Origin of the sequence: Microbacterium sp. NPDC090007 (genome assembly GCF_044748345.1) — a bacterium.
Classification (GTDB): Bacteria; Actinomycetota; Actinomycetes; order Actinomycetales; family Microbacteriaceae; genus Microbacterium.
Map to the genome: position 1 here is coordinate 65,688 of NZ_JBIVFV010000004.1, position 25,825 is coordinate 91,512.

At 71.4% G+C, this 25,825-nt stretch carries 28 protein-coding genes; 6 read left to right on the forward strand and 22 right to left on the reverse strand.

Annotated elements, in window-relative coordinates:
* Positions 1-5 precede the first annotated feature (5 nt).
* Both tsf and rpsB read right to left on the reverse strand, forming a co-directional pair.
* Positions 6-833 carry a translation elongation factor Ts gene (gene tsf, locus ACIPVB_RS13385; RefSeq protein WP_400369531.1) on the reverse strand — a complete coding sequence of 276 codons (828 nt, stop codon included), beginning with the start codon at positions 831-833 and terminating at the stop codon, positions 6-8.
* 152 nt (positions 834-985) lie between these two features.
* Entirely contained in the window at positions 986-1,876 is an 891-nt protein-coding gene (rpsB, locus tag ACIPVB_RS13390; protein ID WP_400369533.1) for a 30S ribosomal protein S2, read from the reverse strand.
* 305 nt (positions 1,877-2,181) lie between these two features.
* On the opposite strand from rpsB, the gene ACIPVB_RS13395 reads away from it, so the two are divergent.
* Positions 2,182-2,706, forward strand: a complete 525-nt coding sequence (locus ACIPVB_RS13395; protein WP_400369534.1) for a murein hydrolase activator EnvC family protein — start codon at positions 2,182-2,184, stop codon at positions 2,704-2,706.
* A gap of 233 nt (positions 2,707-2,939) precedes the next feature.
* On the opposite strand, the gene ACIPVB_RS13400 is transcribed toward ACIPVB_RS13395, so the two are convergent.
* The 10 genes from ACIPVB_RS13400 to ACIPVB_RS13445 all read right to left on the reverse strand — a co-directional run bounded on the left by ACIPVB_RS13400 (position 2,940) and on the right by ACIPVB_RS13445 (position 10,926).
* Positions 2,940-3,551 carry a hypothetical protein gene (locus ACIPVB_RS13400; RefSeq protein WP_400369536.1) on the reverse strand — a complete coding sequence of 204 codons (612 nt, stop codon included), beginning with the start codon at positions 3,549-3,551 and terminating at the stop codon, positions 2,940-2,942.
* Between the two features lie 75 nt (positions 3,552-3,626).
* Positions 3,627-4,589, reverse strand: coding sequence for a tyrosine recombinase XerC (locus ACIPVB_RS13405; protein ID WP_400369537.1), 963 nt, complete (start codon positions 4,587-4,589; stop codon positions 3,627-3,629).
* Between the two features lie 54 nt (positions 4,590-4,643).
* Positions 4,644-5,960, reverse strand: coding sequence for a DNA-processing protein DprA (gene dprA, locus ACIPVB_RS13410; protein ID WP_400369864.1), 1,317 nt, complete (start codon positions 5,958-5,960; stop codon positions 4,644-4,646).
* Positions 5,960-7,483, reverse strand: coding sequence for a YifB family Mg chelatase-like AAA ATPase (locus tag ACIPVB_RS13415; RefSeq protein ID WP_400369538.1), 1,524 nt, complete (start codon positions 7,481-7,483; stop codon positions 5,960-5,962). The genes dprA and ACIPVB_RS13415 overlap by 1 nt, the downstream gene beginning before the upstream one ends.
* Complete coding sequence (locus ACIPVB_RS13420) at positions 7,480-7,842, reverse strand: YraN family protein (RefSeq protein ID WP_400369539.1); 363 nt, start codon at positions 7,840-7,842, stop codon at positions 7,480-7,482. Before ACIPVB_RS13420 ends, ACIPVB_RS13415 begins: the two co-directional genes overlap by 4 nt.
* Positions 7,843-7,935: 93 nt before the next feature.
* Positions 7,936-8,259: a DUF2469 family protein gene (locus tag ACIPVB_RS13425; RefSeq protein WP_055836674.1), complete on the reverse strand. Its 324-nt coding sequence runs from the start codon at positions 8,257-8,259 to the stop codon at positions 7,936-7,938.
* A gap of 77 nt (positions 8,260-8,336) precedes the next feature.
* The gene (locus tag ACIPVB_RS13430) at positions 8,337-8,990 is read right to left on the reverse strand and encodes a ribonuclease HII (RefSeq protein WP_400369541.1); all 654 of its coding nucleotides are present in this window, start codon (positions 8,988-8,990) and stop codon (positions 8,337-8,339) included.
* Complete coding sequence (lepB, locus tag ACIPVB_RS13435) at positions 8,987-9,736, reverse strand: signal peptidase I (protein WP_400369542.1); 750 nt, start codon at positions 9,734-9,736, stop codon at positions 8,987-8,989. The genes ACIPVB_RS13430 and lepB overlap by 4 nt, the downstream gene beginning before the upstream one ends.
* Positions 9,737-9,878: 142 nt before the next feature.
* Positions 9,879-10,226, reverse strand: coding sequence for a 50S ribosomal protein L19 (rplS, locus tag ACIPVB_RS13440; protein ID WP_094736597.1), 348 nt, complete (start codon positions 10,224-10,226; stop codon positions 9,879-9,881).
* Between the two features lie 190 nt (positions 10,227-10,416).
* Positions 10,417-10,926 carry an MFS transporter permease gene (locus ACIPVB_RS13445; protein WP_400369543.1) on the reverse strand — a complete coding sequence of 170 codons (510 nt, stop codon included), beginning with the start codon at positions 10,924-10,926 and terminating at the stop codon, positions 10,417-10,419.
* Between the two features lie 105 nt (positions 10,927-11,031).
* Here ACIPVB_RS13445 and map point away from each other — a divergent pair, with 105 nt between their 5' ends.
* Complete coding sequence (gene map, locus ACIPVB_RS13450; protein WP_400369544.1) at positions 11,032-11,814, forward strand: type I methionyl aminopeptidase; 783 nt, start codon at positions 11,032-11,034, stop codon at positions 11,812-11,814.
* Positions 11,815-11,990: 176 nt separating this feature from the next.
* Here the strand turns inward: map and trmD are convergent, their stop codons facing one another.
* From trmD to rpsP, 4 genes are read right to left on the reverse strand one after another with little or no spacing between them, the layout of a single operon-like run.
* Positions 11,991-12,680 (reverse strand): tRNA (guanosine(37)-N1)-methyltransferase TrmD, encoded by a 690-nt coding sequence (gene trmD / locus ACIPVB_RS13455; protein WP_400369545.1) that lies wholly within the window; start codon positions 12,678-12,680, stop codon positions 11,991-11,993.
* Between the two features lies 1 nt (position 12,681).
* Entirely contained in the window at positions 12,682-13,338 is a 657-nt protein-coding gene (gene rimM, locus ACIPVB_RS13460) for a ribosome maturation factor RimM (RefSeq protein WP_400369546.1), read from the reverse strand.
* Complete coding sequence (locus ACIPVB_RS13465; RefSeq protein ID WP_400369548.1) at positions 13,338-13,568, reverse strand: RNA-binding protein; 231 nt, start codon at positions 13,566-13,568, stop codon at positions 13,338-13,340. The genes rimM and ACIPVB_RS13465 overlap by 1 nt, the downstream gene beginning before the upstream one ends.
* A gap of 5 nt (positions 13,569-13,573) precedes the next feature.
* Positions 13,574-13,987, reverse strand: coding sequence for a 30S ribosomal protein S16 (gene rpsP / locus ACIPVB_RS13470; RefSeq protein ID WP_116538114.1), 414 nt, complete (start codon positions 13,985-13,987; stop codon positions 13,574-13,576).
* A 232-nt stretch (positions 13,988-14,219) separates the two neighbouring features.
* Here rpsP and ACIPVB_RS13475 point away from each other — a divergent pair, with 232 nt between their 5' ends.
* Both ACIPVB_RS13475 and ACIPVB_RS13480 read left to right on the forward strand, forming a co-directional pair.
* The gene (locus tag ACIPVB_RS13475) at positions 14,220-15,383 is read left to right on the forward strand and encodes a glutamate--cysteine ligase (protein ID WP_400369550.1); all 1,164 of its coding nucleotides are present in this window, start codon (positions 14,220-14,222) and stop codon (positions 15,381-15,383) included.
* Between the two features lie 51 nt (positions 15,384-15,434).
* Positions 15,435-16,151 (forward strand): SGNH/GDSL hydrolase family protein, encoded by a 717-nt coding sequence (locus tag ACIPVB_RS13480; protein ID WP_400369551.1) that lies wholly within the window; start codon positions 15,435-15,437, stop codon positions 16,149-16,151.
* A gap of 12 nt (positions 16,152-16,163) precedes the next feature.
* Here the strand turns inward: ACIPVB_RS13480 and ffh are convergent, their stop codons facing one another.
* Both ffh and ACIPVB_RS13490 read right to left on the reverse strand, forming a co-directional pair.
* Positions 16,164-17,708, reverse strand: a complete 1,545-nt coding sequence (ffh, locus tag ACIPVB_RS13485; RefSeq protein WP_400369552.1) for a signal recognition particle protein — start codon at positions 17,706-17,708, stop codon at positions 16,164-16,166.
* Positions 17,709-17,852: 144 nt separating this feature from the next.
* On the reverse strand, positions 17,853-18,407 hold the full coding sequence (locus ACIPVB_RS13490; RefSeq protein ID WP_400369553.1) for a TetR/AcrR family transcriptional regulator: 555 nt from the start codon (positions 18,405-18,407) through the stop codon (positions 17,853-17,855).
* A gap of 63 nt (positions 18,408-18,470) precedes the next feature.
* Between ACIPVB_RS13490 and lipB the strand changes: the two genes are divergently transcribed.
* The gene (gene lipB, locus ACIPVB_RS13495) at positions 18,471-19,109 is read left to right on the forward strand and encodes a lipoyl(octanoyl) transferase LipB (protein WP_400369554.1); all 639 of its coding nucleotides are present in this window, start codon (positions 18,471-18,473) and stop codon (positions 19,107-19,109) included.
* Entirely contained in the window at positions 19,106-20,146 is a 1,041-nt protein-coding gene (lipA, locus tag ACIPVB_RS13500) for a lipoyl synthase (RefSeq protein WP_400369555.1), read from the forward strand. Before lipB ends, lipA begins: the two co-directional genes overlap by 4 nt.
* A 51-nt stretch (positions 20,147-20,197) precedes the next feature.
* On the opposite strand, the gene ACIPVB_RS13505 is transcribed toward lipA, so the two are convergent.
* The 4 genes from ACIPVB_RS13505 to smc form a co-directional block, all read right to left on the reverse strand.
* Entirely contained in the window at positions 20,198-20,626 is a 429-nt protein-coding gene (locus ACIPVB_RS13505) for an MSMEG_6728 family protein (protein ID WP_400369556.1), read from the reverse strand.
* A 3-nt stretch (positions 20,627-20,629) separates the two neighbouring features.
* Positions 20,630-21,130, reverse strand: a complete 501-nt coding sequence (locus ACIPVB_RS13510) for a DUF2004 domain-containing protein (RefSeq protein WP_108318319.1) — start codon at positions 21,128-21,130, stop codon at positions 20,630-20,632.
* Positions 21,131-21,200: 70 nt separating this feature from the next.
* On the reverse strand, positions 21,201-22,073 hold the full coding sequence (ftsY, locus tag ACIPVB_RS13515) for a signal recognition particle-docking protein FtsY (RefSeq protein ID WP_400369558.1): 873 nt from the start codon (positions 22,071-22,073) through the stop codon (positions 21,201-21,203).
* A gap of 4 nt (positions 22,074-22,077) precedes the next feature.
* The gene (gene smc / locus ACIPVB_RS13520; RefSeq protein ID WP_400369559.1) at positions 22,078-25,617 is read right to left on the reverse strand and encodes a chromosome segregation protein SMC; all 3,540 of its coding nucleotides are present in this window, start codon (positions 25,615-25,617) and stop codon (positions 22,078-22,080) included.
* Positions 25,618-25,825: the final 208 nt, after the last annotated feature.

Consider the following 25,825-nt stretch of genomic DNA (forward strand, 5'->3'; position numbering starts at 1 on the left):
AAGGGTTACGCGCCGACCTTGAAGCGGGCGAAGTCGGTCAGCGTGAGACCGGCGTCGGACGCGACCTTGGCGACGGAGAGCTTGTTGTCCTTGGCGTAGTCCTGGTCGAGCAGGGCGACCTGCTTGAAGAACGCGTTGACGCGGCCCTCGACGATCTTGGGCAGGGCGGCCTCGGGCTTGCCCTCGTTGCGCGAGATCTCGGTGACGATCTCGCGCTCCTTCTCGACGTCGGCCTCGGGGACGGCGTCGCGGGTCAGGTAGGAGGGGTTGGCGAACGAGATGTGCTGCGCGATCGAGCGCGCGGTCTCGGCGTCGTCACCGGTGTAGGCGAGAACCACGCCGACCTGCGGGGGGAGGTCCTTGCTGGTCTTGTGCAGGTACACCTCGAACTTGTCGCCCGAGATGGTGCGCACGCGACGGAGCTCGACCTTCTCACCGATGATCGCGGCCTCGTCCGAGATGAGCTGCTCGACGGTCTTGCCGTCGGCGTCGGCGGCGAGGGCGGCCTCGACGGAGTCGGCGGAAGCGGCGGAGGCGGCATCCACGACCTTGTCGGCCAGCGCGATGAACCGCTCGTTCTTGGCGACGAAGTCGGTCTCGCACGCGAGCTCGAGGAGCGTGACCGAGCCGGCGTTCTCGCGAGCGACGACGAGGCCCTCGCTGGTCGAACGGTCGGCGCGCTTGGCGTTGCCCTTGGCGCCCTTGAGGCGCAGGATCTCGACGGCCTTGTCGACGTCGCCGTCGGCCTCTTCGAGCGCCTTCTTGGTGTCGACCATGCCGGTGCCGAGCTGCTCGCGCAGCGCCTTGATGTCGGCGATCGTGAAGTTTGCCATGGTGTGGCGGTCTCCTTGTCGTTTGCGTTGTAGATGTGAGCCCGGCGGGGCCGTGTCACCCCTCGCGCAGAGGGGAGTTCACGACCCCGCCGGATCGTAGCCTGTGCGGGTGACCGGGACGCCACCCGGAGGTGACACCACGGTCGCGCGGCTTACTTGCTGTCGGTGGCCTCAGCCTCGGTCGGCTCGGCGGCCGGAGCGTCGGTCGACTCGGCCGTGGCCTCGGTCGACTCGGCGGCGGGAGCGTCGGTCGACTCGGCGGCGGGAGCCTCGGCGGTCTCGGCGGGGGTCTCGAGCAGCTCGCGCTCCCACTCGGCGAGGGGCTCGGCGGCCTCTTCTTCACCGGCGGGCTGGTGGCGCTGGATCAGGCCCTCGGCGGCGGCGTCGGCGATGATGCGCGTGAGCAGGCTCACCGAGCGGATCGCGTCGTCGTTGCCGGGGATCGGATACTGGAACTCGTCGGGGTCGGCGTTGGTGTCGAGGATGCCGATCACGGGGATGCCGAGCTTCTTGGCCTCGTCGACCGCGAGGTGCTCGCGCTTGGCGTCGACGACCCAGATCGCCGAGGGGGTCTTCTGGAGGTTGCGGATACCGCCGAGCGACTTGTGCAGCTTGTCGAGCTCGCGCTTCTTCAGCAGCAGCTCCTTCTTGGTGAAGCCGCTCTCTGCCGGGTTCTCGTAGTCGAGCTCCTCGAGCTCCTTCATGCGGGCCAGACGCTTCGAGACCGTCTGGAAGTTGGTCAGCAGACCACCGAGCCAGCGCTGGTTGACGTAGGGCTGGCCCACCCGGGTCGCCTGCTCGGCGAGGACTTCCTGCGCCTGCTTCTTGGTACCGACGAAGAGGATGGTGCCGCCGTGCGCGACGGTCTCCTTGACGAACTCGTACGCCTTGTCGATGTACCCGAGCGACTGCTGCAGGTCGATGATGTGGATGCCGCTGCGCTCGGTGAGGATGAAGCGCTTGACCTTCGGGTTCCACCGGCGGGTCTGGTGTCCGAAGTGAACGCCGCTGTCGAGCAGCTGGCGGATGGTGACGACGGCCATGGTCGTACTCCTGTTTCTGGGCGCCCGGGGCGCCGTGGTTGTGGTTGATCGCGTCGAACGGAGCGTCCGACGAGCCTGGTGCCCGGCGCACACCCGCCACCCGCCGGAGCGGAGGACCATGGGGTGTGGATGCCGCGCGGTGCGACCTCTGGGGAGAAGACGCGGTGCGCTGTGGGCACGCGGAGTCATCTCGACTGGCGAGATGCATCACCCAGCATACAGGACGCCTCCTCCCGCCCGTGTGCCCGTCCACGGACGGCGCCGGGAGAGGTCGCTTCCCCGCGGTCCCCCGGCAGACTGCCCGGATGAGATCGGCATCCCCTCTCCTGCGTCTCGGGGCGAGCCTGCTCGCGGCGCTCCTCGTCGCGCTTCCTCCGGCCGGTGGACCCGTCGACCCGCTCGCGGACCGGGGCTGGACCTGGCCCACCGCGCCCGTGCGGATGCTGCGCCCCTTCGTGGCTCCCGCCCACGCGTACGGCCCGGGACACCGCGGTCTCGACCTCGGCGGTGACGGCGACGTGCGCGCACCCGCCGACGGGCGAGTGGCGTTCGCGGGTCGGGTGGCGGAGCGCAGCGTGCTGACGATCGATCACGGCGACGGGCTCGTCTCGTCGTTCGAACCCGTCGACACCGATCTCGCCGTGGGCGAGGTGGTGGGGCGGACCCAGATCGTCGGACGGGTGAGCGACGGGGGGCATGCCGGAGCCGGCTCGCTGCACTTCGGCGTGCGCCTCGACGGGGAGTACATCAACCCGCTCCGCCTGCTGGGAGGTGTGCCGAGAGCGGTGCTCCTGCCGTGCTGCGAGCCGCTCGCGGACCGGGGCGGCTGACGCGCGGGCGGCCGGCGACGGCCGGGCGCCCGCCGCGCGGACCGGCCGTGCGCGATGCGGGCGGGGCGCGACGTGGGGCGGGGCGCGATGTGGGGTGGGGCGCGACGCGGGGTGGGCGCGATGCCGGGCGGGGCGCGATGCCGGGCGGGGCGCGATATGGGGCGGGGTGCGATGCGGGCGGGGCGCGACGTGGGGCGGGGCGCGATGTGGCGGGGCGCGATGCGGGCGTCGCGTCAGCGGATCTGGTTGCCGCGGCCCTCGACGGTCGCCGATCCGACGCCGAGACCGGACTGCACGACGTTGTCCTGACCGCGCACGACCACCGCGGCGATCGCCCCGTCGGCCTGCACGGTCGCGCGGTCACCCGACACGTCGACGCTGTCCATCGCCGCCGCCGAGGTGACGCTGTCGTCGTTGCCCTGGATCCGGAGGACCGCGACGGACGCCGCCCGCACGCGCAGGCGGTCTCCCGACAGGCGGAGCGTTTCGATCGTCGCGTCCGTGGCATTCACGGTGAGAGCCGATCCGGACATCGTCAGCTCGGCGCACGTGCCCACGACGGTGAATGCCCGCTCCGACCCCGAGAGCGCCTGGGTTCCTCCCTCGCCGCACGACACGACGTCGTCGCCGACGACCGGGGCGGACGGCGCGGCGTCACCCGTGACGGTCGGGCTCGAAGAGGGGGAAGGGGCGGGAGTGGTGGGCGCAGGGGTCACCGCCGACGTCGGCGCGACCGCGGGCGGAAGGCGCGTCTCGACGGGCTGGGGCGTGAGGGCGCATCCCGAGACCAGGCTCGAGAGGAAGACGACCCCGAGGAGCGCAGGAACCGGACGCAGACGTGACACCCCTCAACGCTAGGCCGCTGGCGAGGTCGACGCCAGCACGCGAGCGGGCGGAATCAGCCGCACCGGGTCTGGGGATCAGGCGCGCGGGTGGGCGAGGCGGTACGCGTCACGCAGGCGGTCGGTCGAGACGTGCGTGTAGATCTGGGTGGTCCCCAGGCTCGCGTGCCCCAGGATCTCCTGGACGGCGCGCAGGTCGGCGCCGCCGTCCAAGAGGTGCGTCGCGGCGGAATGCCGCAGGGCGTGCGGCCCGAGCGCCTCGACACCGACGGCCGCACCGACCGTGCGCGTGACGAGCGCGTGCACGGCGCGTGGACCGAGCCGACCTCCGCGCGCGCCGAGGAACACCGCTCGGGTGGCCGGTGGGACCGGGGCACGGGATGCTGTCGCACCCGACGCGACGGTGTTCGCGGCGGTGTCCGCGACGGCCCGCGCCGACAGCACCGGACGGCTCCTGACCAGGTAGGCCTGGAGCGCACGCTCGGCGGGCAGGCCGAAGGGGACGATGCGTTCCTTGTCTCCCTTTCCCCGAAGGCGCATCGTGCGGCGTTCGTGGTCGATGTCGTCGAGGTCGAGGGCGCACAGCTCCGCGACGCGCGCCCCCGACCCGTACAGCGTCTCGAGGAGCGCGTGGTCGCGAAGCGCGATCGCATCCCCCTCGCCCGCGGCCTGCTCGACGGCGCGCAGAACGGATGCCAGCACCTCGGCCGTCGCCACGGTCGGCAGCGTGCGGCCGCGCTTGGGCGAGACCAGACGCAGCGACACGTCCTCGTCGAGCAGCCCTTCCTCCTTCGCCCAGCCGAAGAAGCCGCGCACGCTCGACACCCGCCGCGCCGAGGTGGATTTGGCCTGGCCCGCTTTGGCCGCGTGCCACTGCCATTCGCGCAGGCCCTCGAGGTCGATCGCGGCGAGGTCCGGACCGTCGAGGAAGTCGACGAGATCGTAGAGGTCGGCGCGATAGGCGCGCACGGTAGCGGGCGACAGGCGGCGTACCTCGCCGAGGTGGGCGAGGTAGCCCTCGACGGCATGTCCGGCGCGCATGCGTCCAGCCTGCGGGATGCCGACGCGGATGCGGGTCGACACGCGTGCCGCCGCTCACCTCGTCTCCCGTGCGGACCGACGTCCGGGGGTGCGCCACCCACCCTCGCCGTCGCGCTCGACGCGCCCCTCGAGCGCGGCGAAGCCCAGGAGCACCGCGGCGTCGTCCGCCGCGAGACCGCTCCGACGCGCCACCTCGTCGACGGTGCGCGAGACCCGCGGGGACAGCGCGTCGAGCACCCGGGTGGTGTCATCGGTCTGCGCCGCGCGATGGGGAGCGCCCGATCCGCCGCCCCGAGCGGGCGCGACCGCAGACGCCGCATCACCCGCCGGTCGTGGCGTCTGCGGTGTCGTGACGACGACCGCGGCGCGTCCCGACGGAGATCCCGCACGCGCCCGCTCCCCCGTTGCCACCGTGGCGACGCGGTCGCCCGCCCGTTCCGAGCCGAGGAGTTCGAGCACGTCCTCGGCCGACGTCACGCACGTCCCCCCGAATTCGCGCAGGACGCGATGACACCCGGCCGAGGCGGCACTCGTGATCGGCCCCGGCACCGCTCCGAGGGCGCGGCCGAGGCTCGCCGCGTGTGCCGCCGTGTTCAAGGAGCCGCTCCGCCACCCGGCCTCGACGACGACGACGACGTCGGCCATCGCCGCGATCATCCTGTTCCTGGCGAGGAAGCGCCACTTGGTGGGTGCCGTCCCGCACGGCACCTCGCTGTAGACGGCTCCCGCCTCGACGATGCGCGCGAGCATCGCCTCGTGGCCGCGCGGGTAGGCCCGATCCACTCCGCCGGCCAGGAAGGCGACCGTTCGCCCGCCCGCCGCGAGGGCTGCCCGGTGCGACGCCCCGTCGATGCCGTACGCGGCGCCCGAGACGACCACCGCCCCGTCGGCGACGAGGTCGGCGGCGAGATCCGCGGCCACGCCCTCGCCGTAGGCCGTCGCCGCCCGCGCGCCGACCAGGGCCACGGCGGGAGGGGGCGGCTCGACCGCACGTCCGCGGGCCCACAGGGCCACGGGTGCGTGTGTCCCGAGGTCATCCAGTCCCGGCGGCCACTCCTCGTCCGAGGGCAGGAGCAGACGGGCCCCGCAGCGGCGCGCGGCGTCGAGGGCGCCCGAGACCGCGTTGGGGCGCAGGCGCGGCATCCACCGTGCCCGGGCCGCGTCGAGCTCCGGCGCACCCTCGGCGGTGACGGCCCGGAGCGCCTCGAGAGGGCCGAGGGCCGCGATGACGGCCCCCGCATCGCCGTCACCGGGCTCGGCGAGCACACTCCACACGGCGCGGGCCGTCGCGCCGAGCGGGTCGGGGTCGTTCGCGGCGCGGATCCCGCGCAGAGCCTCGCGCGCGGCCGCCTCTGTGCGCAGGACGGGGATCACGCGACGGCCCCCCGACGCAGGAACAGCGCGCGGCCCACGTCGTCGCGGAGCAGCCGGTCGTGACCGGCGATGTCGGCGACGGTCCACGCGACCCGCAGCAGCCGGTCGTAGCCGCGCAGGGTGAGAGCCCCGCGCCGCAGGGCCGTGTCCAGGGGGTGGAGCACCTCGGGTCCGGGCGCCGCCGGTCCGCGCAACCACGTACCCGGTACATCGGCGTTGCGATGCCAGGGGGTCTCGCGCCACCGATGCATCGCGCGCTCGCGGGCGCCTCCGACGACGTCTCGGGCCTGCGCGGTGGTGACGGTGCGCGAATCGGCTCCGCGGCGCGCGGAGGACACGCGGTTCAGGCGCAGGTCGATGTCGATACGATCCAGCAGGGGCCCCGACAGTCGACGCGTGTAGCGGCGGATCGCCTGCGGGGCGCATTCGCACACCCCGCCGGGGACGCCGTGCTGGCCGCACGGGCACGGGTTGGTCGCCACCACGAGCTGGAATCGGGCCGGATACGTGGCCGCGGCACCCGAGCGATGCACGTGGATGGTCCCGCTCTCGAGCGGTTGACGCAGCGCGTCCAGCACGGAGGCGGGGAACTCGCCCCCCTCATCCAGGAACAGCACCCCCTCGCTCGCCCGGGCGATCGCCCCGGGGCGGATCACCCCCGAGCCGCCGCCGATGAGCGCCGCCGCCGTCGCTCCGTGATGCGGGCTCTCGAACGGGGGGATGCGGGAGAGCCGCGTCACCGTCTCACCCGACAGCGATCGCACGGAAGCCACCGAGAGGGCCGCCTCGTCGTCGAGCGCGGGCAGGATGCCGGGCAGGCGGCGGGCGAGCATGGTCTTGCCCGCCCCCGGAGGCCCGCTCATCAGCACGTGGTGACCGCCCGCCGCGGCGATGACGAGGGCGTCCACCGCCTCGGGCTGGCCGACCACGTCTCCGAGCTCGAGGGCGGTGTCGTCGGGTGCGGGCAGCGAGGCCGCGGCGACGGCGATCAGGTCGGGGGCGTCGCAGACCCCGCCGTGCCAGCGCACCACCTCGGCCAGACACGTCGCGGCGAAGACCTGCACCCCCTCGACCAGGGCCGCCTCCTCGGCGTTCGCGGCCGGCACGACCACGTGCGCGATCCCCGCGCGGTGCGCGGCGACGACGGCGGGCAGTACCCCCGGCACGGGCCGCAGGCGCCCGTCGAGACCCAATTCGCCGATGTGCACGGTGGCGGCGACGTGAGCGGCATCCATCGGCGAGGTCGTGGCGAGCGCCGCGACGGCGATCGCCACGTCGAAACCCGAGCCGCGTTTGGGCAGGCTCGCCGGGGAGAGGTTGACCGTGATGCGGCGCTTGGGCAGGTCGAGACCGCGGTTCGCGCAGGCGTTGCGCACACGGCGACCGGCTTCGCCGAGCGCTTTGTCGGCGAGGCCGATGATCGAGAACTCGGGCGTCTGCGACGAGACGTCGGCCTCGACCTCGACCAGGTCGCCGCGCAGTCCCGTGAGGGCGACCGCCCAGGTCCGCGCGACGCTCACAGGGCGTCCTCGAGGTGCTCGAGCCGCGCGGTCCGCGCATCGGGGCCGACCAGGCCGACCGCGTCGATGCGCAGGCGCTTGCCGCGCGCCTCGTCGGGGTGGGCGGCCAGCCACGCCATCGCCAGCCGCCAGAGCCTCTGGGCCTTGCGTTTGTCGATCGCCTCGAACGGGTGCCCGTACAGCTCGCTGCGCCGGGTCTTCACCTCGACCACGACGAGCGTGTCGTCCCGCTCGGCGACGACGTCGATCTCGCCCTGCGGGCATCGCCAATTGCGGGCGATGATGCGGTAGCCGTCGCCGATCAGATGGTCGACGGCGCGGTCCTCCCCGGCTCTGCCGAGGTCGTCTTTCGCTGCCATGCCCGAGAGCGTGGCATCCGCGTCGACGGACGCGCGGGCCTCAGGGCTTCATCCGTGGATGACGTCGCCCGCACTCCCGATGGGGAGGAGACGTCAGTTGTCGAGCGACAGCTCGTCGGGCAACTGGAAGTCGTGCCGCGACAGCTCTTCGACGTTGACGTCCTTGAACGTCAGCACGCGCACCGACTTGACGAAGCGGTCGGCGCGGTAGATGTCCCAGACCCACACGTCGGTCATCGAGATCTCGAAGTAGAAATCGTGCTCGGTGTCGCGGCGCACGACATTGACGTCGTTGGCGAGGTAGAACCGGCGCTCGGTCTCGATCACGTAGGTGAACTGGCGCACGACATCGCGGTACTCGCGGTACAGGGCCAGTTCGAGCTCGCGGTCGTAGTCCTCGAAGACGTCGTCATCCATGGTCCTCCCATCCTAGGCGGGGACGGTCCCGCGGGTCGCACGGGCCCGGCGCCCGGGCGCGCCGATGTGCGGGACGCTCAGAACAGCGTCGGTGCCGCCGCGATCGCCCACGAGTGACGATGGTGCCTGCTCATCCCGTGCGTCGAGATCGCGTCACGGTGATCCAGGCTCGCATAGCCCTTGTTGCGCGCCCACCCGTAGGCGGGAAGGTCGTCGTGCAACCCCGTCATGAGCGTGTCCCGGGCGACCTTGGCGATGACGGATGCCGCGGCCGCGCTCGCGCAGTCCCGATCGGCCTTGACGATGGGGGTGACCCTCAGCCCGGACTCCCCCGCCGGGGTGATGTAGTCGTGGTTGCCGTCGAGGATGACCAGCGCCTCTTCGGGAACCACTCCGTGGGCGCGCAGGTCGGCGATCGCCCGGACCGCGGCGAGGCCGAGGGCGCGGATGATGCCGATCTCGTCGATCTCGACCGAGCTGGCCCACCCGACCGCGCTGTGCTGGACGAACGCGGCGGCGCGCGCGGCGACCTCGGGCCGTCGCGCCTCGGGCACGAGCTTGGAGTCCCGCAGACCGGCGGGCACCCGCTTTCGCGAGCGCGCAGGATCAATGACCGCCGCCCCCACGGCCACCGGTCCCGCGAGGGCTCCGCGCCCGACCTCGTCGCACGCGATGATGATCGCGTGCTGCTTCAGCGCGCGGCGTTCGAGGGTGAGGGTGGGTTCGATCACTTCGCCGCCGGCGCGGGGACCCCCGCGAACACCTCGTGGTGGAAGTCGATGAGCCCGAACCGATCGAACGGCCAGGTGATGAGGAAGGCCCGGCCCACGACGTTCTCGACCGGGACGAAGCCCTGGCCCGGCTGATCCTGGTTGTAGCGCGAATCGCGCGAGCTGTTGCGGTTGTCGCCGAGCACCCAGAGCGAGTCGTCGGGCACGGTGACGTCGTAGGGCACCGGGGACGGAGAGGTGGCACCGGGTGCCAGTCGCACGTAGCTCTCGTCGATGGGCACGTCGTTGACCGTCGTCTGACCCAGCGCATTGCAGCAGACGACGTGGTCGCCCTCGACGCCGATCACGCGTTTGATGAGGTGGTCGTCGCTGTCGGGGGCCGACAGACCGAAGAGCGACAGCACCCAGTCGACGCCCTCGACGACCGGGGAACGCGGGGGCTCCGGGGTCTGGTCGAGCCAACCGCCCGGGTCGCGGAAGACGACGACATCCCCGCGCTCGTACGCACCGAACCGGGGCGTCAGCTCGTCGACGAGGATCCGATCCTTCACCATCAGCGTGTTCTCCATCGACGCCGACGGAATGTAGAACGAGCGGACCACGAAGGTCTTGACGAGGAACGACACCAGCAGCGCGATCACGACGATCACGAGCAGGTCGCGGAAGAAGGCGCCCCACCCGCGGCGACGCCGCCCGGCGGGAGTGGATGCCGCGGCATCCGAGGTGGAGGCGGTCTGGTCGCTCATGTGTTCCTTCATCGGGTTCCCGCGCATCGGGAAACCGCACGAACCAGGGTCGCACACCCGGAGCGGATGCCGTGACCGTCGCGCCCGCGAAAACGCCGAACGCCCCGCGGGTCAGACCCACGGGGCGTTCAAGAGAGTCGACTCAGCGGTCGCGCTTCTCCTTGATCTTGGCCTTCTTGCCACGCAGGCTCCGCAGGTAGTACAGCTTGGCGCGACGCACGTCACCTCGGGTGACGACCTCGATGTGGTCGATCACGGGGCTGTGGACCGGGAAGGTGCGCTCGACGCCGACCTGGAAGCTGACCTTGCGGACGCAGAAGGTCTCGCGCACGCCGTCGCCCGAGCGGCCGATGACGACGCCCTGGAACACCTGGATGCGCGAGCGGTTGCCTTCGGTGATGTTGACGTGCACCTTGACGGTGTCGCCGGGGGCGAAGACGGGGATGTCGGAGCGCAGCGACGCTGCGTCGACGGAGTCGAGGATCTGCATGATCATCACTTCCTGCGACCGCCACAGGTCGATCGCACGATAAAAGGGGAAAAGGTGAGGCGTACCCGAGGCCGCGGGATGCGGCGGACTCCCCTGAGGCAGAGCCGGTCAGGGCACAAGCGTCCATTCTGCCACGCACTCCCCCCGGGACCAAACCGCGGGAGCCGCCCCCGCTCCGGCTCCACCGCCCTCACTCGGGTCGGCGCACCTCGGGCACCACGATGACGTCGCCGTCACCCCGGACGGGGGGATGCTGACGCGACTGCGACGGCTCGCGCTGCGGCGGGATGTACGGCGTGCCGTCGGAGGAATGCAGCACCGTGACCGCACCGCGCGCCTCGTTCCAGAGCTGGGCGAGCGACGACCAGAACAGCACGAGGGCCCCGACCACCGAGAGCACGAGCAGCGGGAAGAAGATGCGCGAGTCGAACAGACCGAGGGCGACGATCACCGCCTGCCAGAGCCCCACGCCGGCGACGTCCCGCCACGAAGCCGCCCGCACCGTGCGCACGCTCGCGCGCGCCCGGACGAGGAAGGCGATCAGCACCTGGGACACGAACACGGTGGGCATCGCCACGAGCAGCCACAGCAGCGCCCACCCGCTCCCGCCCGAGAACACGATCCAGCCGACGAACAGCCAGAGCGGGAGGACGAACGCGGCCGGGAACAACCAGCGGAGGAACAGTCGGCGCAGCACCATGGACCGATGCTAGATCGCGTCGATGTGCGCCTGCTTTGAGATGGCCATGACCTGGACGTCCGGCATCCATGGGCGAGAATGGAAGTCCGACCGAGAGGACCCCCCATGATCGAATTGCGTACGCCGGCCGAGATCGACGCGATGCGCCCCGCGGGCCGCTTCGTCGCGGAGGTGCTCGCGACGCTGCGTGACGAGACGAAGGTGGGCACGAACCTCCTGCACCTCGACCGTCGCGCGCACGACATGATCCGCAAGGCCGGGGCGCAGTCGTGCTACATCGACTACCACCCCTCTTTCGGCGCGAGCCCGTTCGGCAAGGTGCTGTGCACCTCGATCAACGACGCGGTCCTGCACGGCCTCCCCCACGACTACACCCTGCGTGACGGCGACCTGGTATCGCTCGACTTCGCCGTCTCGGTGGATGGATGGGTCGCCGACTCGGCGGTGTCGTTCGTGGTCGGAACGCCCCGCGACGAGGATCTGGCGCTGATCGACACGACCCGGCGCGCCCTCGCCGCGGCGATCGACGCGGCCACGGTCGGGCACCGGATCGGCGACATCTCGGCGGCCGTCGCCGCCGTCGCCCGCGCCGAGGGCCTGCGCATCAACACCGACTTCGGCGGACACGGCGTGGGACGCACGATGCACGGCGACCCGCACGTCGCCAACGACGGAAAGGCCGGTCGCGGCTACCCGCTGCGCGAGGGCCTCGTCGTCGCCCTCGAGCCGTGGTTCCTGCAGACCACCGACGAGCTCATCACCGACCCCGACGGGTGGACCCTGCGCAGCGCCGACGGTTCGCGCGGCGCGCACTCCGAGCACACCGTCGCGATCACCGCCGACGGCCCGATCGTCTTGACGGACCGTTCCTTCCTCGGCGTCGACTGACAGGGGATCGACGGATGCCGCGGCCCCGCCGGGTCGCGGCATCCGTCGTCTCGCGGGCTCGACGGGGCCGGCGCCGCCCGCCCGGACCGGCGAGCCGGTCCCCGCGGCGTGCACGGCCGACCGCGACGGAACGGGGCGGTGTCCACCACCCGCGCGACGAGGGGCGAGGGGGCGCGTCAGTCGGCGAGCAGATCGGGACGGCGCAGGCGCGTGCGCTCGAGCTGCTGCTCGCGACGCCACGCGGCGACCGCCCCGTGATTGCCGCTGAGCAGGATCGGGGGGACTTCGCGCTCGCGCCAGACGGCGGGTTTGGTGAACGAGGGGTACTCCAGCAGCCCGTCCTCGTGGGACTCCTCGACGAGGCTCTCGGGATTGCCGACGACGCCCGGGACGAGACGGCCGATGGCCTCCACCATCGCCATGACGGCGACCTCTCCCCCGTTGAGGACGTAGTCGCCGAGCGAGAGGAGGCGGACGTCGCCGAGGTCGGCGGCGTAGTCGAACACGCGCTCGTCGATGCCCTCGTACCGGCCGCAGCCGAACACGAGGTGCGCAGCGGCCGAGAGGTCACGGGCGATCGACTGTGTGAAGCGCTCCCCCGCCGGGGACGGGAAGACGATGACGGGCCGCTCGGTGACCGATCCGGCGATGTCGTCGAGTGCTGCGCCCCACGGCTCCGGCTTCATCACCATGCCGGCGCCGCCGCCGTACGGGGTGTCGTCGACCGTCCGATGCCGGTCGTGCGTGTAATCGCGCAGGTCGTGGACGCGGACGTCGAGAAGACCGCTCTGCCGGGCCTTGCCGAGCAGCGACACCTCGAGCGCGTCGAAGATCGTCGGGAAGATCGACACGACGTCGATGCGCACGTCAGTCCTCGCGGTCGGCAGGGGCGGCGGGCGCCTCGTCGTCACCCGACGCGGACGCGTCGGCGGGCGCCGGCTCGTCGTCGGGCTCGGCCGGAAGCTCTTCGAACAGGCCCGTCGGAGGGGTGACCACGACCCGGCCACCGGCGATGTCGACCTCTGGGACGATGGCGCTGACGAAGGGGACGAGGACCTCGCGCTCGTCGCCGCGCGGCGTGACGATCAGCAGGTCCTGCGCGGGGAAGTGATCCACCCGCGCGACGCGGCCGATGACAACGCCGTCGCGCACGACGTCGAGCCCCACGAGCTGGTGGTCGTACCAGGCGTCGTCCTCCGCGGGGGCGGCCTCGGTGTCCTGGTCGATCCAGAGGATCGCCTTGACGAGCTCCTCGGCCGCGTTGCGGTCGTCGATGCCCTCGAAGAAGATCACGGGGTGGGAGTTCATCCAGCGGAACTCGCGGACCGTCAACTCGCGGCCGCGCCACGGAGAGGATTCCGGGACCTGAAGGGTGAACGTGCTCCCGGGCACGAACCGGCCGTCGGGATCGTCGGTATAGAGCTCGAGCTTGAAGGCGCCCTTCAGGCCGTGGGCCTTGACGAGGCGGCCCACTCGGAGCTGGGTCTTGGCGGGTGGCGCACCCGCGGTCTCATCGCTCGCCATCAGTCGTCGGCGACGTCGACGCGCACGCGGCGGCCGTCGGCGAGAGCGGAGATGAGCGTGCGCAATGCCTTGGCGGTGCGTCCACCGCGCCCGATCACGCGACCCCGGTCATCGGGGTGCACGCGAACCTCCAGCACCTCTCCGCGCGGAGACGAGCTGGCACGGATGGTCACGGCATCCGGGTGATCGACGATCCCCTTGACGACGTGTTCGAGCGCGGTGGACAGCACGGGACTTACTCGGCCGAGGTCTCGGCGGCGTCCTCAGCGGGCGCCTCGGCGGGAGCGTCGGCCTTCTTCTCGGCCTTCGGCTTGACGACCGACTTCTTCGAGGCGTCGGCCTCGAATGCGGCCTTGGGCTCGCGGACCTTGACGGTCGAAACGGCGTCCTTGTCGCCCTTGAACTTGCCCCAGTCGCCCGTGAGCTTGAGGATGGCGGCGACCTGCTCGGTGGGCTGGGCGCCGACCGAAAGCCAGTACTGGGCGCGCTCCGAGTCGACCTCGATGAACGAGGGCTCCTCGGTGGGGTGGTACTTGCCGATCTCTTCGATGACACGACCGTCGCGCTTGGTGCGCGAGTCGGCGACGACGATGCGGTAGTAGGGCGCACGGATCTTTCCGAGGCGCTTGAGACGGATCTTGACAGCCACGATGACTCCTGATGATGAAGATGAACGAACCGGTCGCCTGGAGCGTGGGGTGCACACCCGGCGGAAGCTCAAAAGAGTGGACCGACACTGGATAGAGGGTCGAGTGGCGGGTCCAGCCCTCTATTCTGCCAGATCCCCGGACCTCGACGTGACAGCGACGGTGAACCGACACGGATCGGCGCGCAGCGTAGCGGAACGTCCCGCGCGAGAGGCGCCGTGTCAGACTGACCGCATGAGGCTGCCGTTCGCTCCGTCGACGCGTTCGTCCGTGGGTCTGGAGTGGGAGCTGATGCTCGCCGACCGCGACAGCGGAGACCTCGTTCCCCGCGCGCCCGAGATCCTCGACGAGATCGAGGACGACAGCGCGCTCGAACGCTTCACCGTCACTGGCGAGCTCCTCACCAACACGGTGGAGGTCACCAGCGGCGTGGGGCACACCGTCGCCGAGGCGGTCGACGACATCGGGGACGCCATCTGCGCCCTGCGCGAGCAGACCGAGCCGCGCGGGGTGGAGCTGCTGTGCGCCGGCAGCCACCCCTTCGCGCAGTGGTACGACCAGCAGGTCACCGACAAGACGCGCTACCACACCCTGATCGAGCGCACGCAGTGGTGGGGGCGCAACATGATGATCTGGGGCATCCACGTGCACATCGGCGTCGACGACGTCGAGAAGGTCATGCCGATCGTGAACGCGCTGACGGTCTACCTCCCCCACCTGCAGGCACTGTCGGCATCCAGCCCCTTCTGGGCCGGTGAGCGCACCGGATACATGTCGAATCGCGCCCTGGTCTTTCAGCAGCTGCCCACGGCGGGATTGCCCTGGCAGCTCGAGACGTGGGGCGACTTCGAGCGCTATCTCGACGACATGACGCGGACCGGAGTCATGGCGGATGCCAGCGAGGTGCGCTGGGACATCCGTCCGGCGCCCCGGTGGGGAACGGTCGAGATCCGCGCCTGCGACGGCATGTCGACCCTGCCCGAGCTCGCCGCCGTCGCCGCTCTCGCGCAGACCCTCGTGGAGCACTTCTCGCGGCTGATCGACGAAGGGCGGCCGCTCCCCGGCATCCCGCCCTGGTACGCGCGCGAGAACAAGTGGCGCGCCGCCCGTTACGGCCTCGACGCCCGCGTCATCGTCGACTGCGAGGGCACGCAGCGGCCCGTGGTCGAGCACCTGCGCGAGACCATGGAGGAGCTCGCCGAGGTCGCGGTCGAGCTCAAGTGCGCGCGCGAGTTCGCCAGCCTCGAGACCATCCTGGCCACCGGGGGCAGCTCGGCGCGGCAGGTCGCGATCGCCGAGGCGGCCGACGGAGACCTCCGCGAGGTGGTGCACCATCTGATCCGCGAGTTCCGGGGCGGCCCCACCCTGCGCGAGCATCTCGCCGCTCTCCGAGCGTGAACTGAGGGTCTTCTGCAGCGCCGCACAAGCGGGCGTCCCTAGGATCGCGTCATGAGGTTCGGACGGCGCGGGAGGGCGGTCGCGGCCGCTGTCGCGGCCCTGGGACTGCTGGGGGCGCTGTCAGACTGCAGCGGCATCCCCCAGGACGGCCCCACCGCCGCCTTCGCCGCTCCCCTGGTCCCCCCGACGTCGTCGCCCGCATCGTCGGCCGTGTCGCGGGTGGTGACCCTCGGCGACTCTGTCATGTCCGGCTACAACCTGCCACCCGAGCAGGCGTGGCCGGTGCTGCTGGGTGCCCGCGCGCGCGTGGCGGTGACGAACCTCGCCTGCCCCGGAATGGGCTTCGTCGTGCCGGGCGACTGCGGCACCTCGTTCGAGGGGTTCGTGCCGGCCGTGGCCGCCTTGCAACCGCAGGTGCTGCTGGTGGAATCCTCGAGCAACGACTTCTGGGAGGACGGCGACGAGATCCGCGACGACACCGCCGACACCGTGGATGAGCTGCACGCGGCCGCCCCCGATGCGCTCATCGTCGGGCTGAGCACGATCTGGAACGACGATCCCGACGTGCCCGACGACACCGCCGTGACCTCGGACGCCCTGCGAGACGCCGTCCAGGCGGTCGGGGGAACGTTCGTCGACGTCGGTCAGCCCCTCGCGGGCCACCCCGAATGGATGCAGGAGGACGGCGTGCACCCCACCGCGCGCGGACAGCGCGCGATCGAGCAGACGGTCATGTCCGCTCTGCAGAGAGCCGGCGTCCTGCCCTGAGCCCGAGCGACCTCAGCCGCGGCCCAGCATCTTCTGCAGCTCGGCCAGGTCGGCCTCGCTCGGCGCGTTCTTGCCACCCAGACCGAAGCCGGAGCCCGTGGCCGGAGCGGACGCGGCGATGCCGGCGTTCTCGGCGGCGCGCTTGGCGGGGTTCCCCGAGCGCGAGCCCTTCGCCTTCTGCTGCTTGCCGCGCTTGGAGGAGGCGCCCGGCTTGCCGCCGACGGGCCCCATGCCCGGGATGTTGGGCACTCCGCCACGCGCGACGGTCTTCATCATCTTGGCGGCCTGGTCGAAACGCTGGACGAGCTGGTTGACGTCGGTGACGGTCATTCCCGAACCGCGCGCGATGCGCAGGCGACGGGAACCGTTGAGGATCTTGGGGTTGCGCCGCTCGGCGAGGGTCATCGACCGGATGATGGCCTCGGTGCGGTCGATCTCGCGCTCGTCGAAGTCGTCGAGCTGCTGCTTCATGTTGCCCATGCCCGGGAGCATCCCGAGCATCTTCTTCATGGAGCCCATCTTCTTCATCTGCTGCATCTGCTCGAGGAAGTCCTCGAGCGTGAAGGTCTCCGTCGCGATCTTCTCGGCGACCTTCATCGCCTCGGCCTCGTCGAAGGCCGACTGCGCCTGCTCGATCAGCGTGAGGATGTCACCGAGGTCGAGGATGCGGGATGCCATGCGATCCGGGTAGAAGGGTTCGACGTCGTCGAGGCCCTCGCCGGTGGAGGCGAAGATGATGGGCCGGCCCGTGACCGAGGCGACCGACAGGGCGGCACCGCCGCGGGCGTCTCCGTCGAGCTTCGACAGGACCACGCCCGTGAAGTCCACGCCGTCCTGGAACGCCTTGGCCGTGTTGACGGCATCCTGACCGATCATGGCGTCGATGACGAAGAGGACCTCGTCGGGCTGGGTCGCCTTGCGGATGTCGGCGGCCTGCTTCATCAACTCGGCGTCGACACCGAGACGACCGGCGGTGTCGATGATGACGGTGTCGTACTGCTTCTGCTTCGCGTATTCGACGCCGTCGCGGGCGACCTTCACCGGGTTGCCGACGCCGTTGCCGGGCTCGGGCGCGTAGATGGCGGCACCGGCGCGCTCGGCGACGACCTGCAGCTGGTTGACGGCGTTCGGGCGCTGGAGGTCGCACGCGACGAGCAGGGGGGTGTGGCCGTCCTTCTCGAGCATCTTGGCGAGCTTGCCGGCAAAGGTGGTCTTGCCCGAGCCCTGGAGGCCGGCGAGCATGATGACGGTCGGCGGGTTCTTGGCGAACTCGAGGCGTCGCTGCTGTCCGCCCAGGATGCCGATCAGCTCGTCGTTGACGATCTGCACGACCTGCTGCGCCGGGTTGAGGGCCCGGTTGACCTCGTCGCCGAGGGCGCGCTCGCGCACGGCGGCGGTGAACTCCTTGACGACGGGCAGGGCGACGTCGGCGTCGAGCAGCGCGCGGCGGATCTCGCGCACCGTCCCGTCGACGTCGGCGGGCGTGAGCTGGCCCTTCTTCCGGAGGTTGCGGAAGGTCTCTGTGAGCCGGTCGGAGAGGGTGCCGAAAGTCGCCATGATGAGACGAGTTTACGCGGGCGCGCACCGACGCGCTGCCGTCCGCCGGGCGGCCCTGCGCCGAGCCCGCGCGTTCCACGCCCCGGCCCGATCCGCGCGGATGCCGGGAACACCGCGCGCCGCGCCGCGCCGCGACCGCGAGGGTCAGTCGTCGGCCAGCGCGAGGGCCGCCGCGAGCACGTCGGCGAGGGGCCCGCCGGTCGCCGTGCGATCGGCCCAGGCCCACACCGCCGCGAGGACCGCCGCCGCGAGGGCACCGGCGCGCACCTCGGCCGCGAGCGACGGCATGCCGTCTCGTGTGAAACGCGACGCGATCTCGCGCTGCAGCCGGAACTGCCGGACGGCGCGGTCGCGATCGAGCTCGGGGCCGATGCCCATCGCCTCGACGTTGGTGATCGCCAGGGCGAGGGCGTCGGGGGTCAGACCCGTGCCGATGGCGGAGAGGGCGGTGGCGACGTCGGCCTCGCCGCGGAGCAGGGCGACGCCGGCGCCCACCTGTGCGTCGAACCCCGACCACAGCACGTCGCTCTTGGCGGCGAAGTAGTTGAAGAAACTCGAGCGGCTCACGCCCGCGCGGCGCGTGATGTCGGAGACGGACGTGGCGTCGTAGCCCTGCTCCAGGAACAGTTCGCACGCCGCCTCGGCGAGCACCTCGCGAGAGGAGACGCGGGGACGCCCGCTACGGGATTCGAAGGGCACGGAGTCAGCCTACGGCGGCGGGCGATGTGTATTGTTGGACGCAATCCAACATCGGAGGCGTCGATGATCGACATCCACCACCTGGGCCTGGCTCCGCAGTACGTCCCCTACCTCGACGGCTGGGCCCACCAGCGCCGCATCCACGCCGACGTGGTCGCGGGCGCACGGCCCGACACGCTGCTGCTGCTGGAGCACGAGGCCGTGTACACCGCGGGCACGCGCACCGAGGCGCACGAACGCCCCGATGACGGTACGCCCGTGGTCGACGTGGATCGCGGGGGCAAGATCACCTGGCACGGACCCGGGCAGCTCGTCGGCTATCCGATCGTGCGCCTGCCCGAACCGATGGACGTCGTCGCGCACGTGCGGCGACTCGAGCGGCTGCTCATCTCCGCGCTCCGCTCGCACGGGGTGGACGGGTTCCAGGTCGAGGGACGCAGCGGCGTCTGGGTACGGCGCCCCCTCGGTGTCGACAAGGTCGCGGCGATCGGAGTCCGCGTCGAGAAGGGAGCGACCATGCACGGCTTCGCCGTCAACTGCGACAACAGCCTCGCGGGGTTCCGCCGCATCGTGCCCTGCGGGATCTCGGATGCCGGCGTCACCACCGTCAGCGAGGTCCTCGGCGCCGGGGTCTGCCCCGCCGACCTCGTGCCGGCGATCGAACGAGAGTTCCGCGCCGAGTACGCGGCGGTGGCCGCGTGAGCGCCTGCGGGACCGGGACCGGCAGCGCCGGGGCACCGGCATCCACCGCTCCCAACGGGCGCAAGCTGCTGCGCCTCGAGGTGCGCAACGCCGAAACGCCCATCGAGCGCAAACCCGAGTGGATCAAGACCAAGGCCCGGATGGGGTCGGAGTACACCGCGCTGCAGAATCTGGTGAAGACCGAGGAGCTGCACACCGTCTGCCAGGAGGCCGGCTGCCCGAACATCTTCGAGTGCTGGGAGGACCGCGAGGCCACGTTCCTCATCGGCGGTTCGCAGTGCACCCGCCGGTGCGACTTCTGCCAGATCGACACGGGCAAGCCCGCCGACTACGACCGCGACGAACCGCGTCGCGTCGCCGAAAGCGTCACCCGGATGCAGTTGCGCTACGCCACCGTCACCGGCGTCGCCCGCGACGACCTGCCCGACGAGGGCGCCTGGCTGCACGCCGAGACCGTGCGCCGCATCCACGCCGAGAACCCCGGAACGGGCGTGGAGATCTTGGCGACCGATTTCTCGGGTGATCCCGCGCTGCTCGACGAGGTGTTCTCGTCGCGTCCCGAGGTGTTCGCACACAACGTCGAGACGGTGCCGCGCATCTTCAAGCGGATCCGCCCCGCCTTCCGGTACGAGCGCTCCCTCGGCGTGCTGACGGCGGCACGGGACGCGGGGCTCATCACGAAGTCGAACCTCATCCTGGGCATGGGCGAGGAACCGGAAGAGGTCGTCCAGGCGCTGCGCGACCTGCGCGAAGCGGGCACCGACATCATCACGATCACGCAGTACCTGCGCCCGACACCGCGCCACCTCCCGGTGCAGCGCTGGGTCAAGCCCGCCGAGTTCGTCGCGTTCAAGGAGGAGGCGGAGCGGATCGGCTTCCTCGGTGTGCTCGCCGGACCGCTCGTGCGTTCGTCCTACCGCGCCGGACGCCTCTGGGCGCAGTCGATGGTGTCGAAGGGTCGGGAGATCCCGCCGCACCTCGCCCACCTCGCGAAAGACATCGTCGCCGCCGACGCGGGCTTCGCTCAGGCCGTGTGACGCGCGGCGACGGTCGCCGCCTCCGGCCCACGCCGGCGGCGCGGGTCCGGTTCAGACCGGCCAGACGTACGGGAGGTCGTCGGCGACGTCGCCGAAGCGGGGGACGTAGAACTCGGGGTCCTTACGGACGAGGTTGGACCGGTGCGCGAGATGGAAGGCCTCGTCGCCGAGCCACGGCGGCAGATCGAGCCGGTCCTGGGCGACACCGTCGACCTCGGGTGCGAAGACGCGGATCTTCTCGCGCACCGTGTCGGCGCGTCCCTGGGCGATCCACTCGTCCGTCATCACCAGACCGTACGACACGAGCGCCGGCAGGTGCCCGTCCCACATCTTCGCGGCGGGATGATGCCGCCAGCCGTGGTCCGGCACGGTCAATGCGCGCAGGAGCTGAAACGTCTCGACGCGCTGCTTGCCCAGGCGCTTGAGGTCGAGCACCCGGGCGGACTCTACGAACGAGGGATACGGCAGAAAGGTCTGCACGATTCAGTCGGCACTGGTGACCGACTGCACCCGGCCGTCGGACGCGAGGTTGACCAGCAGGACGTCGTCGGTGGCGTCGGGGTCGAGAGCGTACTCGAGCACCGCGAACGGGTCGGCCCCGCCGTGCTCGTCGGCCAGGATCGTCATGCTCATCAGCTGCAGCGCCTTGATGACGTCGATGTGGGTGTCACCGGACGCATCGACCAGGAAGTCCTCGAGCTCGTCGCCGAGGGTCGCCTGCTGCTGCAGGATGTACTCGGTCACCTCGCTCGTGCGCGAGCCGAGCTCGTCGACCATCGCGTTGCGCGCGGCGAGGTCGATCGACTCCAGGGACGAGATGAGGGATGCCGCGACGTCCAGCGCCTCGACGGACACGTCGTCCTGGTCGGGAGCGGTGAGGTCGACCGTCACACTCTGATCGCCGAACTCGACGTTCTCGCTCCAGAAGATCGACCCGTCCGGGCCCGACTCGAGGAGTCCGAAGAAATCGTGCTCGATGGCCATGCGTCCATAAAACCAGCCCACCCGGTCTACGGGAAGCCGACCCGCCCGTGGGGCGCGGTGCGCTAAGGGCTCAGTCGACGAGCGAGGCCGCGAACACGTGCGGGGTGAAACCGGTGAGGTCGTTGATCCCCTCGCCCTGGCCGAGCAGCTTGACGGGGATGCCGGTACGCTCCTGCACCGCCAGGACGAAGCCGCCCTTGGCGGAGCCGTCGAGCTTGGTGAGCACCAGCCCGGTCACGCCCGCGCTGTCGAGGAACGCCTGCGCCTGCATCAGGCCGTTCTGCCCGGTCGTGGCATCCAGGACCAGAAGGACCTCGGCGATCGGCGCCTGCTTCTCGATCACGCGCTTGATCTTGCCGAGCTCGTCCATCAGGCCGCCCTTGGTGTGCAGCCGCCCCGCGGTGTCGATCAGGACGATCTCGGTCGCGGTCTCTTTGGCGTGCGCGACGGTCTGGAAGGCGACGGATGCCGGGTCCTGTCCCTCGTGCTGGGGACGCACGATCGTGGCTCCCCCGCGCTCCGCCCACGTCGCGAGCTGGTCGACGGCCGCGGCGCGGAACGTGTCGGCGGCCCCGACGGTGACGGTGCGGCCGTAGCGCTGCAAGAACTTCGCGAACTTGCCGATCGTCGTGGTCTTGCCCACGCCGTTGACGCCGACGACGAGGACGACAGCCGGGCGCTCGGTGAGCCGCAGGGTCGTGTCGAACTTCGCGAAGTGCTCTTCGAGCGTCTCTTTGAGCATGCGCTGCAGGTCGCGCGGGTCGGTCGTGCGATAGCGCTCGACCTTCTCGCGCAGCTCCTCGACGAGCCGCTCGGTGACGTCGGGACCGAAATCGGCGGTCAGCAGCGCGGTCTCGAGGTCGTCCCACGTGGTGTCGTCGATGGTGGGTTTGACGAACAGCCCGCGCAGTGCGCGGCCCAGCGACCAGGAGTTCTCAGCCATTGCTTCAGCTTACGGGCGCGGCTTCGTCACGGGCGGCCGGGACGCCGGCGCGCGAGGCCGCGCGGTCGCCCACGCGCTGACCCACCACCGCCGAGACGCCGTCCTGCCGCATCGACACGCCGTACAGGGCGTCCGCGATCTCCATCGTGCGCTTCTGGTGCGTGATGACGATGAGCTGACTGTTCGCGCGGAGCTTCTCGAACACCCCGAGCAGCCGCCCGAGGTTGGCGTCGTCGAGGGCGGCCTCGACCTCGTCGAGGATGTAGAACGGGCTCGGGCGCGCGGTGAAGATCGAGGTGAGGAAGGCCACCGCGGCCAACGACCGCTCTCCGCCCGACAGCAGAGACAGACGCTCGATCTTCTTGCCGACCGGGCGCACCGCGACCTCGATGCCGGTCGTGAGCGGGTTGTCGGGATCGGTGAGCGAGATGCTCCCGGTTCCGCCCGGGAAGAGGATCGGGAAGATGTCGGTGAACGCGGCGCGGGTGTCTTCGAACGCGGCGACGAAGATGGTCTGCATCCGCTCGTCCAGCTCGGCGATGATCGTCTGCAGGTCGGCACGGGTCTGCTGCAGGTCGGCGAGCTGCTCGGTGAGGAACGCGTGCCGCTGCTCCAGGGCCGCGAATTCCTCGAGGGCGAGCGGATTGACGCGTCCCAGCTGCGCCAGCTTGCGCTCGGCGTCCTGCAGTCGACGCTTCTGCGCGGTGCGGTCGTAGCGCACGCCCTCGCCCTCGCCGTCCGCGGGGATCAGCTGGTCGGGACCGTATTCGGCCACGAGGACGGCCTCGTCGAGCGCGAGTTCGGACTGCACCCGTTCGAGAAGGCTCGTCACGTGCAGCTTCTTCTCGTGCATCTGCAGCTCGAGTCCGTGGACGCTCTCGGTGAGGCGGGCCAGCCGCTCGCGCACCGCCGCCTCATCGGCGCGGGCACGGGCGAGCTCCTCCGTGACGGCCGCGCGCGCCGACTCCGCCGCCGCCAGCTCCACCCGCGCCTGGCTCACCGAGCGGTCCACCGAGTCCAGCAGCGGCGGCAGGTGACCCGCCACCTCGGCCGCGACGGCACGCTGCGCGCGACGGATCACGGCCCGGCGCGCGGCCTCGGCGGCGGCGGCGCGCTCGCGCTCCCGCTGCTGCTCGAGCTGGACGATGCGCACCTCGCCCGCACGGACGCGCTCCTTGAGCGTCTCGATATCCAGCCGCGCACGCAGCTCGCGCTCCCGGGCGGCGTCGACCTCGGCGGCCAGGCCCGTGCGCGCGGACGCGTCGAGCAGGGGTCGAGGGGCCTCGAGCGCCCGGTTCAGCTGCTCTTCGGCGCGACGCGCCGCCTCTTCGGCGTCGACGACCAGCGCCTGGGCCTGGCCGAGCCCCGCCTCGAGACGCTCGCACTCGGCCACGGCGGACTCGTGCTGCACGGTGACGCGGTTGGTCTTCTCGGCCTGGGCGGCGAGGGCCGCGTCGTGCGCGCGCAGGGTCGACAGTGCTTCCTTCGTCCGCTGGCGCGCGTCGGTGAGCACCCGCTGCTCGTCGGTAAGGGCCTCGCGCAGCGAATCCGCGACGACGACGATCTCGGCCAGACGCTCCTCGGCGGCGTCGCGTTCGGCGGCGAGTTCGAGTCGCGATCGACCCGACCCCGAGCCGGCCCGCACGGTCAGGGCCGTGAGCACCTCGCCCGCGCGGGTCACCAGCGTCACCTCGGGGGGCAGTCCTGCCTGGAGCGCTCGACCCGCGGCGAGGTCGTCTACGACGAAGGTGCGGGACAGGATGCCGCGCACCCCCGCCGACGCGGTGACGACGTCGATGGCCGCGGCCGTTCCCTCCACCTCGGGCACGGTCGTCGGCGCGTCGGCTGCGGCGATCGCGATCTCGACGACCCCCATGTCGGCCGAGGCCGCCGTCCGCGCGGCGTTGAAAGCCGCCGCGGTGTCGTCGACGAGTAGTCCCTCGGCGAGCGAGCCGAGCGCCGCGGCGATGGCCGCCTCGTACCCGGCGGTGACCTTGACGTCGTCGCCGACCAGACCCCGTACACCCGGGCCGCCCGCGGCCAGCAGGTCGGCGGCCGCGTTGCGCACGTCGAGGGCGCGCCCCAGCGCCGTGGTCTGGGCCGTCAGGGCGTCACGCTCGCGCTCGGCGGCGTGGAGTCGGTCGCGCATGCCCGTGACCGCGCTCTCGCGGTCGTTGGCGTCGCGCTGCGCGCGCTCGTATGCGGCTGCCTGCTCGGCGCTCGATGCGCCGGCGACGACCTCGGGATCGAGCTCGGCGCGGGCCCGCTCGGTCTCGGCACGCCGCAGCAGGGCGGCGTCGAGGGCCCGCTGCTGCCGCTCGACACCCGCACGGACCGCCGCGAGGGCCGAGCCGGCCGCCTCGGCGGTTCCCCGCAGGGCCTGGATGCGCATGTCGTGCTCCGAGACCAGCGCGCTCTGCGCGGCGATCTCGACGTCGAGCGCGTCGAGGTCCGCGCGCGCACGCGCCACCGCCCTCGTCGCCTCGGCCGCGGCATCCTGCGCCTCTCCGAGACCCGCCGCGATCTCGTCGATCTCGGCGCGCAGGTCGTCGATGGCGTGCTGCCCGACCGTGGGTGTCAGCGTCGCCGCGTCGGCGCCCTCGTCACCGAGCAGGGTCAGCCGCTGGCCGGCCAGCGAGTACAGACCCCGCAGCCGTTCCTGCACCTGCTCGAGCGCGAAGGCGACGCGGCGCGCGCGGTCCACCGCTTCGGAACGCTGGTCGTTCTCGAGCCGCTCGACACGGCCGCGCAGTCCCTCGGCCTGTTCCTGCAGTCCCAGCCGCTCGGTATGGCGCTCGGTCTCGGCGCGAGCCGCGTCGGCGAGTTGTGCGCGCAGACCCACGAGATCGTCCGCGTAGAGCCGGGCCTTCGCGTCGCGGACGACCGCGGCGATGGTCGCGGCCTCGCGCGCGATCTCGGCCTGCTTGCCCAGGGGCTTGAGCTGACGACGCAGCTCGCCCGCCAGGTCGCTCAGGCGGGTGAGATTGGTCTCCATCGCCTCGAGCTTGCGCGCGGTCTTCTCTTTGCGACGGCGGTGCTTCAAGATGCCGGCGGCCTCTTCGATGAAGCCGCGCCGGTCCTCGGCGGTGGCCTGCAGCACCGTGTCCAAGCGTCCCTGGCCGACGATGACGTGCATCTCGCGTCCCAGGCCGGAGTCGCTCAGCAGCTCCTGCACGTCGAGCAGTCGGCAGGTCTGCCCGTTGATGGCGTACTCGCTCGCGCCGGTGCGGAACAGCGTGCGGCTGATCGTCACCTCGCTGTAGTCGATCGGTAGGGCACCGTCGGCGTTGTCGATGGTGAGCTGCACCTCGGCGCGTCCCAGCGGCCCGCGCGTCGAGGTGCCGGCGAAGATGACGTCTTCCATCTTGCCGCCGCGCAGGGTCTTGGCCCCCTGCTCCCCCATGACCCACGCGAGGGCGTCGACCACGTTGGACTTCCCGGAGCCGTTGGGGCCGACGATGCAGGTGACCCCGGGTTCGAGAGCGAACGTCGTCGACTGCGCGAACGACTTGAAGCCCTTGAGCGTGAGGCTCTTCAGATGCACTCGCCGCTCCTCTCCTGTCGCCCGACGGGCACTGCGCCTCACGCTAGCCGAGGAACCGCGGAATTCCGCGGTGGCGAGCCGCGCGGTCGCCGCCGACGCGCCCGAGAGTCCATCGATTCTGAGCGAAAGCTTGACATTCGCTGAGCGCCTCCGCTAGCGTCGGGGGTCGCAATCGACGTCGAAAGGAGGTCCTCCCATGATTCGCACC

Bases quoted from the DNA above. Each gene is read 5' to 3' on its own strand.
- tsf (WP_400369531.1), bottom strand. From the start codon at position 833: ATGGCAAACTTCACGATCGCCGACATCAAGGCGCTGCGCGAGCAGCTC.
- rpsB (WP_400369533.1), bottom strand. From the start codon at position 1,876: ATGGCCGTCGTCACCATCCGCCAGCTGCTCGACAGCGGCGTTCACTTC.
- ACIPVB_RS13395 (WP_400369534.1), top strand. From the start codon at position 2,182: ATGAGATCGGCATCCCCTCTCCTGCGTCTCGGGGCGAGCCTGCTCGCG.
- ACIPVB_RS13405 (WP_400369537.1), bottom strand. From the start codon at position 4,589: ATGCGCGCCGGACATGCCGTCGAGGGCTACCTCGCCCACCTCGGCGAG.
- ACIPVB_RS13420 (WP_400369539.1), bottom strand. From the start codon at position 7,842: ATGGCAGCGAAAGACGACCTCGGCAGAGCCGGGGAGGACCGCGCCGTC.
- ACIPVB_RS13425 (WP_055836674.1), bottom strand. From the start codon at position 8,259: ATGGATGACGACGTCTTCGAGGACTACGACCGCGAGCTCGAACTGGCC.
- lepB (WP_400369542.1), bottom strand. From the start codon at position 9,736: ATGAGCGACCAGACCGCCTCCACCTCGGATGCCGCGGCATCCACTCCC.
- rplS (WP_094736597.1), bottom strand. From the start codon at position 10,226: ATGCAGATCCTCGACTCCGTCGACGCAGCGTCGCTGCGCTCCGACATC.
- ACIPVB_RS13445 (WP_400369543.1), bottom strand. From the start codon at position 10,926: ATGGTGCTGCGCCGACTGTTCCTCCGCTGGTTGTTCCCGGCCGCGTTC.
- map (WP_400369544.1), top strand. From the start codon at position 11,032: ATGATCGAATTGCGTACGCCGGCCGAGATCGACGCGATGCGCCCCGCG.
- rimM (WP_400369546.1), bottom strand. From the start codon at position 13,338: ATGGCGAGCGATGAGACCGCGGGTGCGCCACCCGCCAAGACCCAGCTC.
- ACIPVB_RS13475 (WP_400369550.1), top strand. From the start codon at position 14,220: ATGAGGCTGCCGTTCGCTCCGTCGACGCGTTCGTCCGTGGGTCTGGAG.
- ACIPVB_RS13480 (WP_400369551.1), top strand. From the start codon at position 15,435: ATGAGGTTCGGACGGCGCGGGAGGGCGGTCGCGGCCGCTGTCGCGGCC.
- ffh (WP_400369552.1), bottom strand. From the start codon at position 17,708: ATGGCGACTTTCGGCACCCTCTCCGACCGGCTCACAGAGACCTTCCGC.
- lipB (WP_400369554.1), top strand. From the start codon at position 18,471: ATGATCGACATCCACCACCTGGGCCTGGCTCCGCAGTACGTCCCCTAC.
- ACIPVB_RS13510 (WP_108318319.1), bottom strand. From the start codon at position 21,130: ATGGCCATCGAGCACGATTTCTTCGGACTCCTCGAGTCGGGCCCGGAC.
- ftsY (WP_400369558.1), bottom strand. From the start codon at position 22,073: ATGGCTGAGAACTCCTGGTCGCTGGGCCGCGCACTGCGCGGGCTGTTC.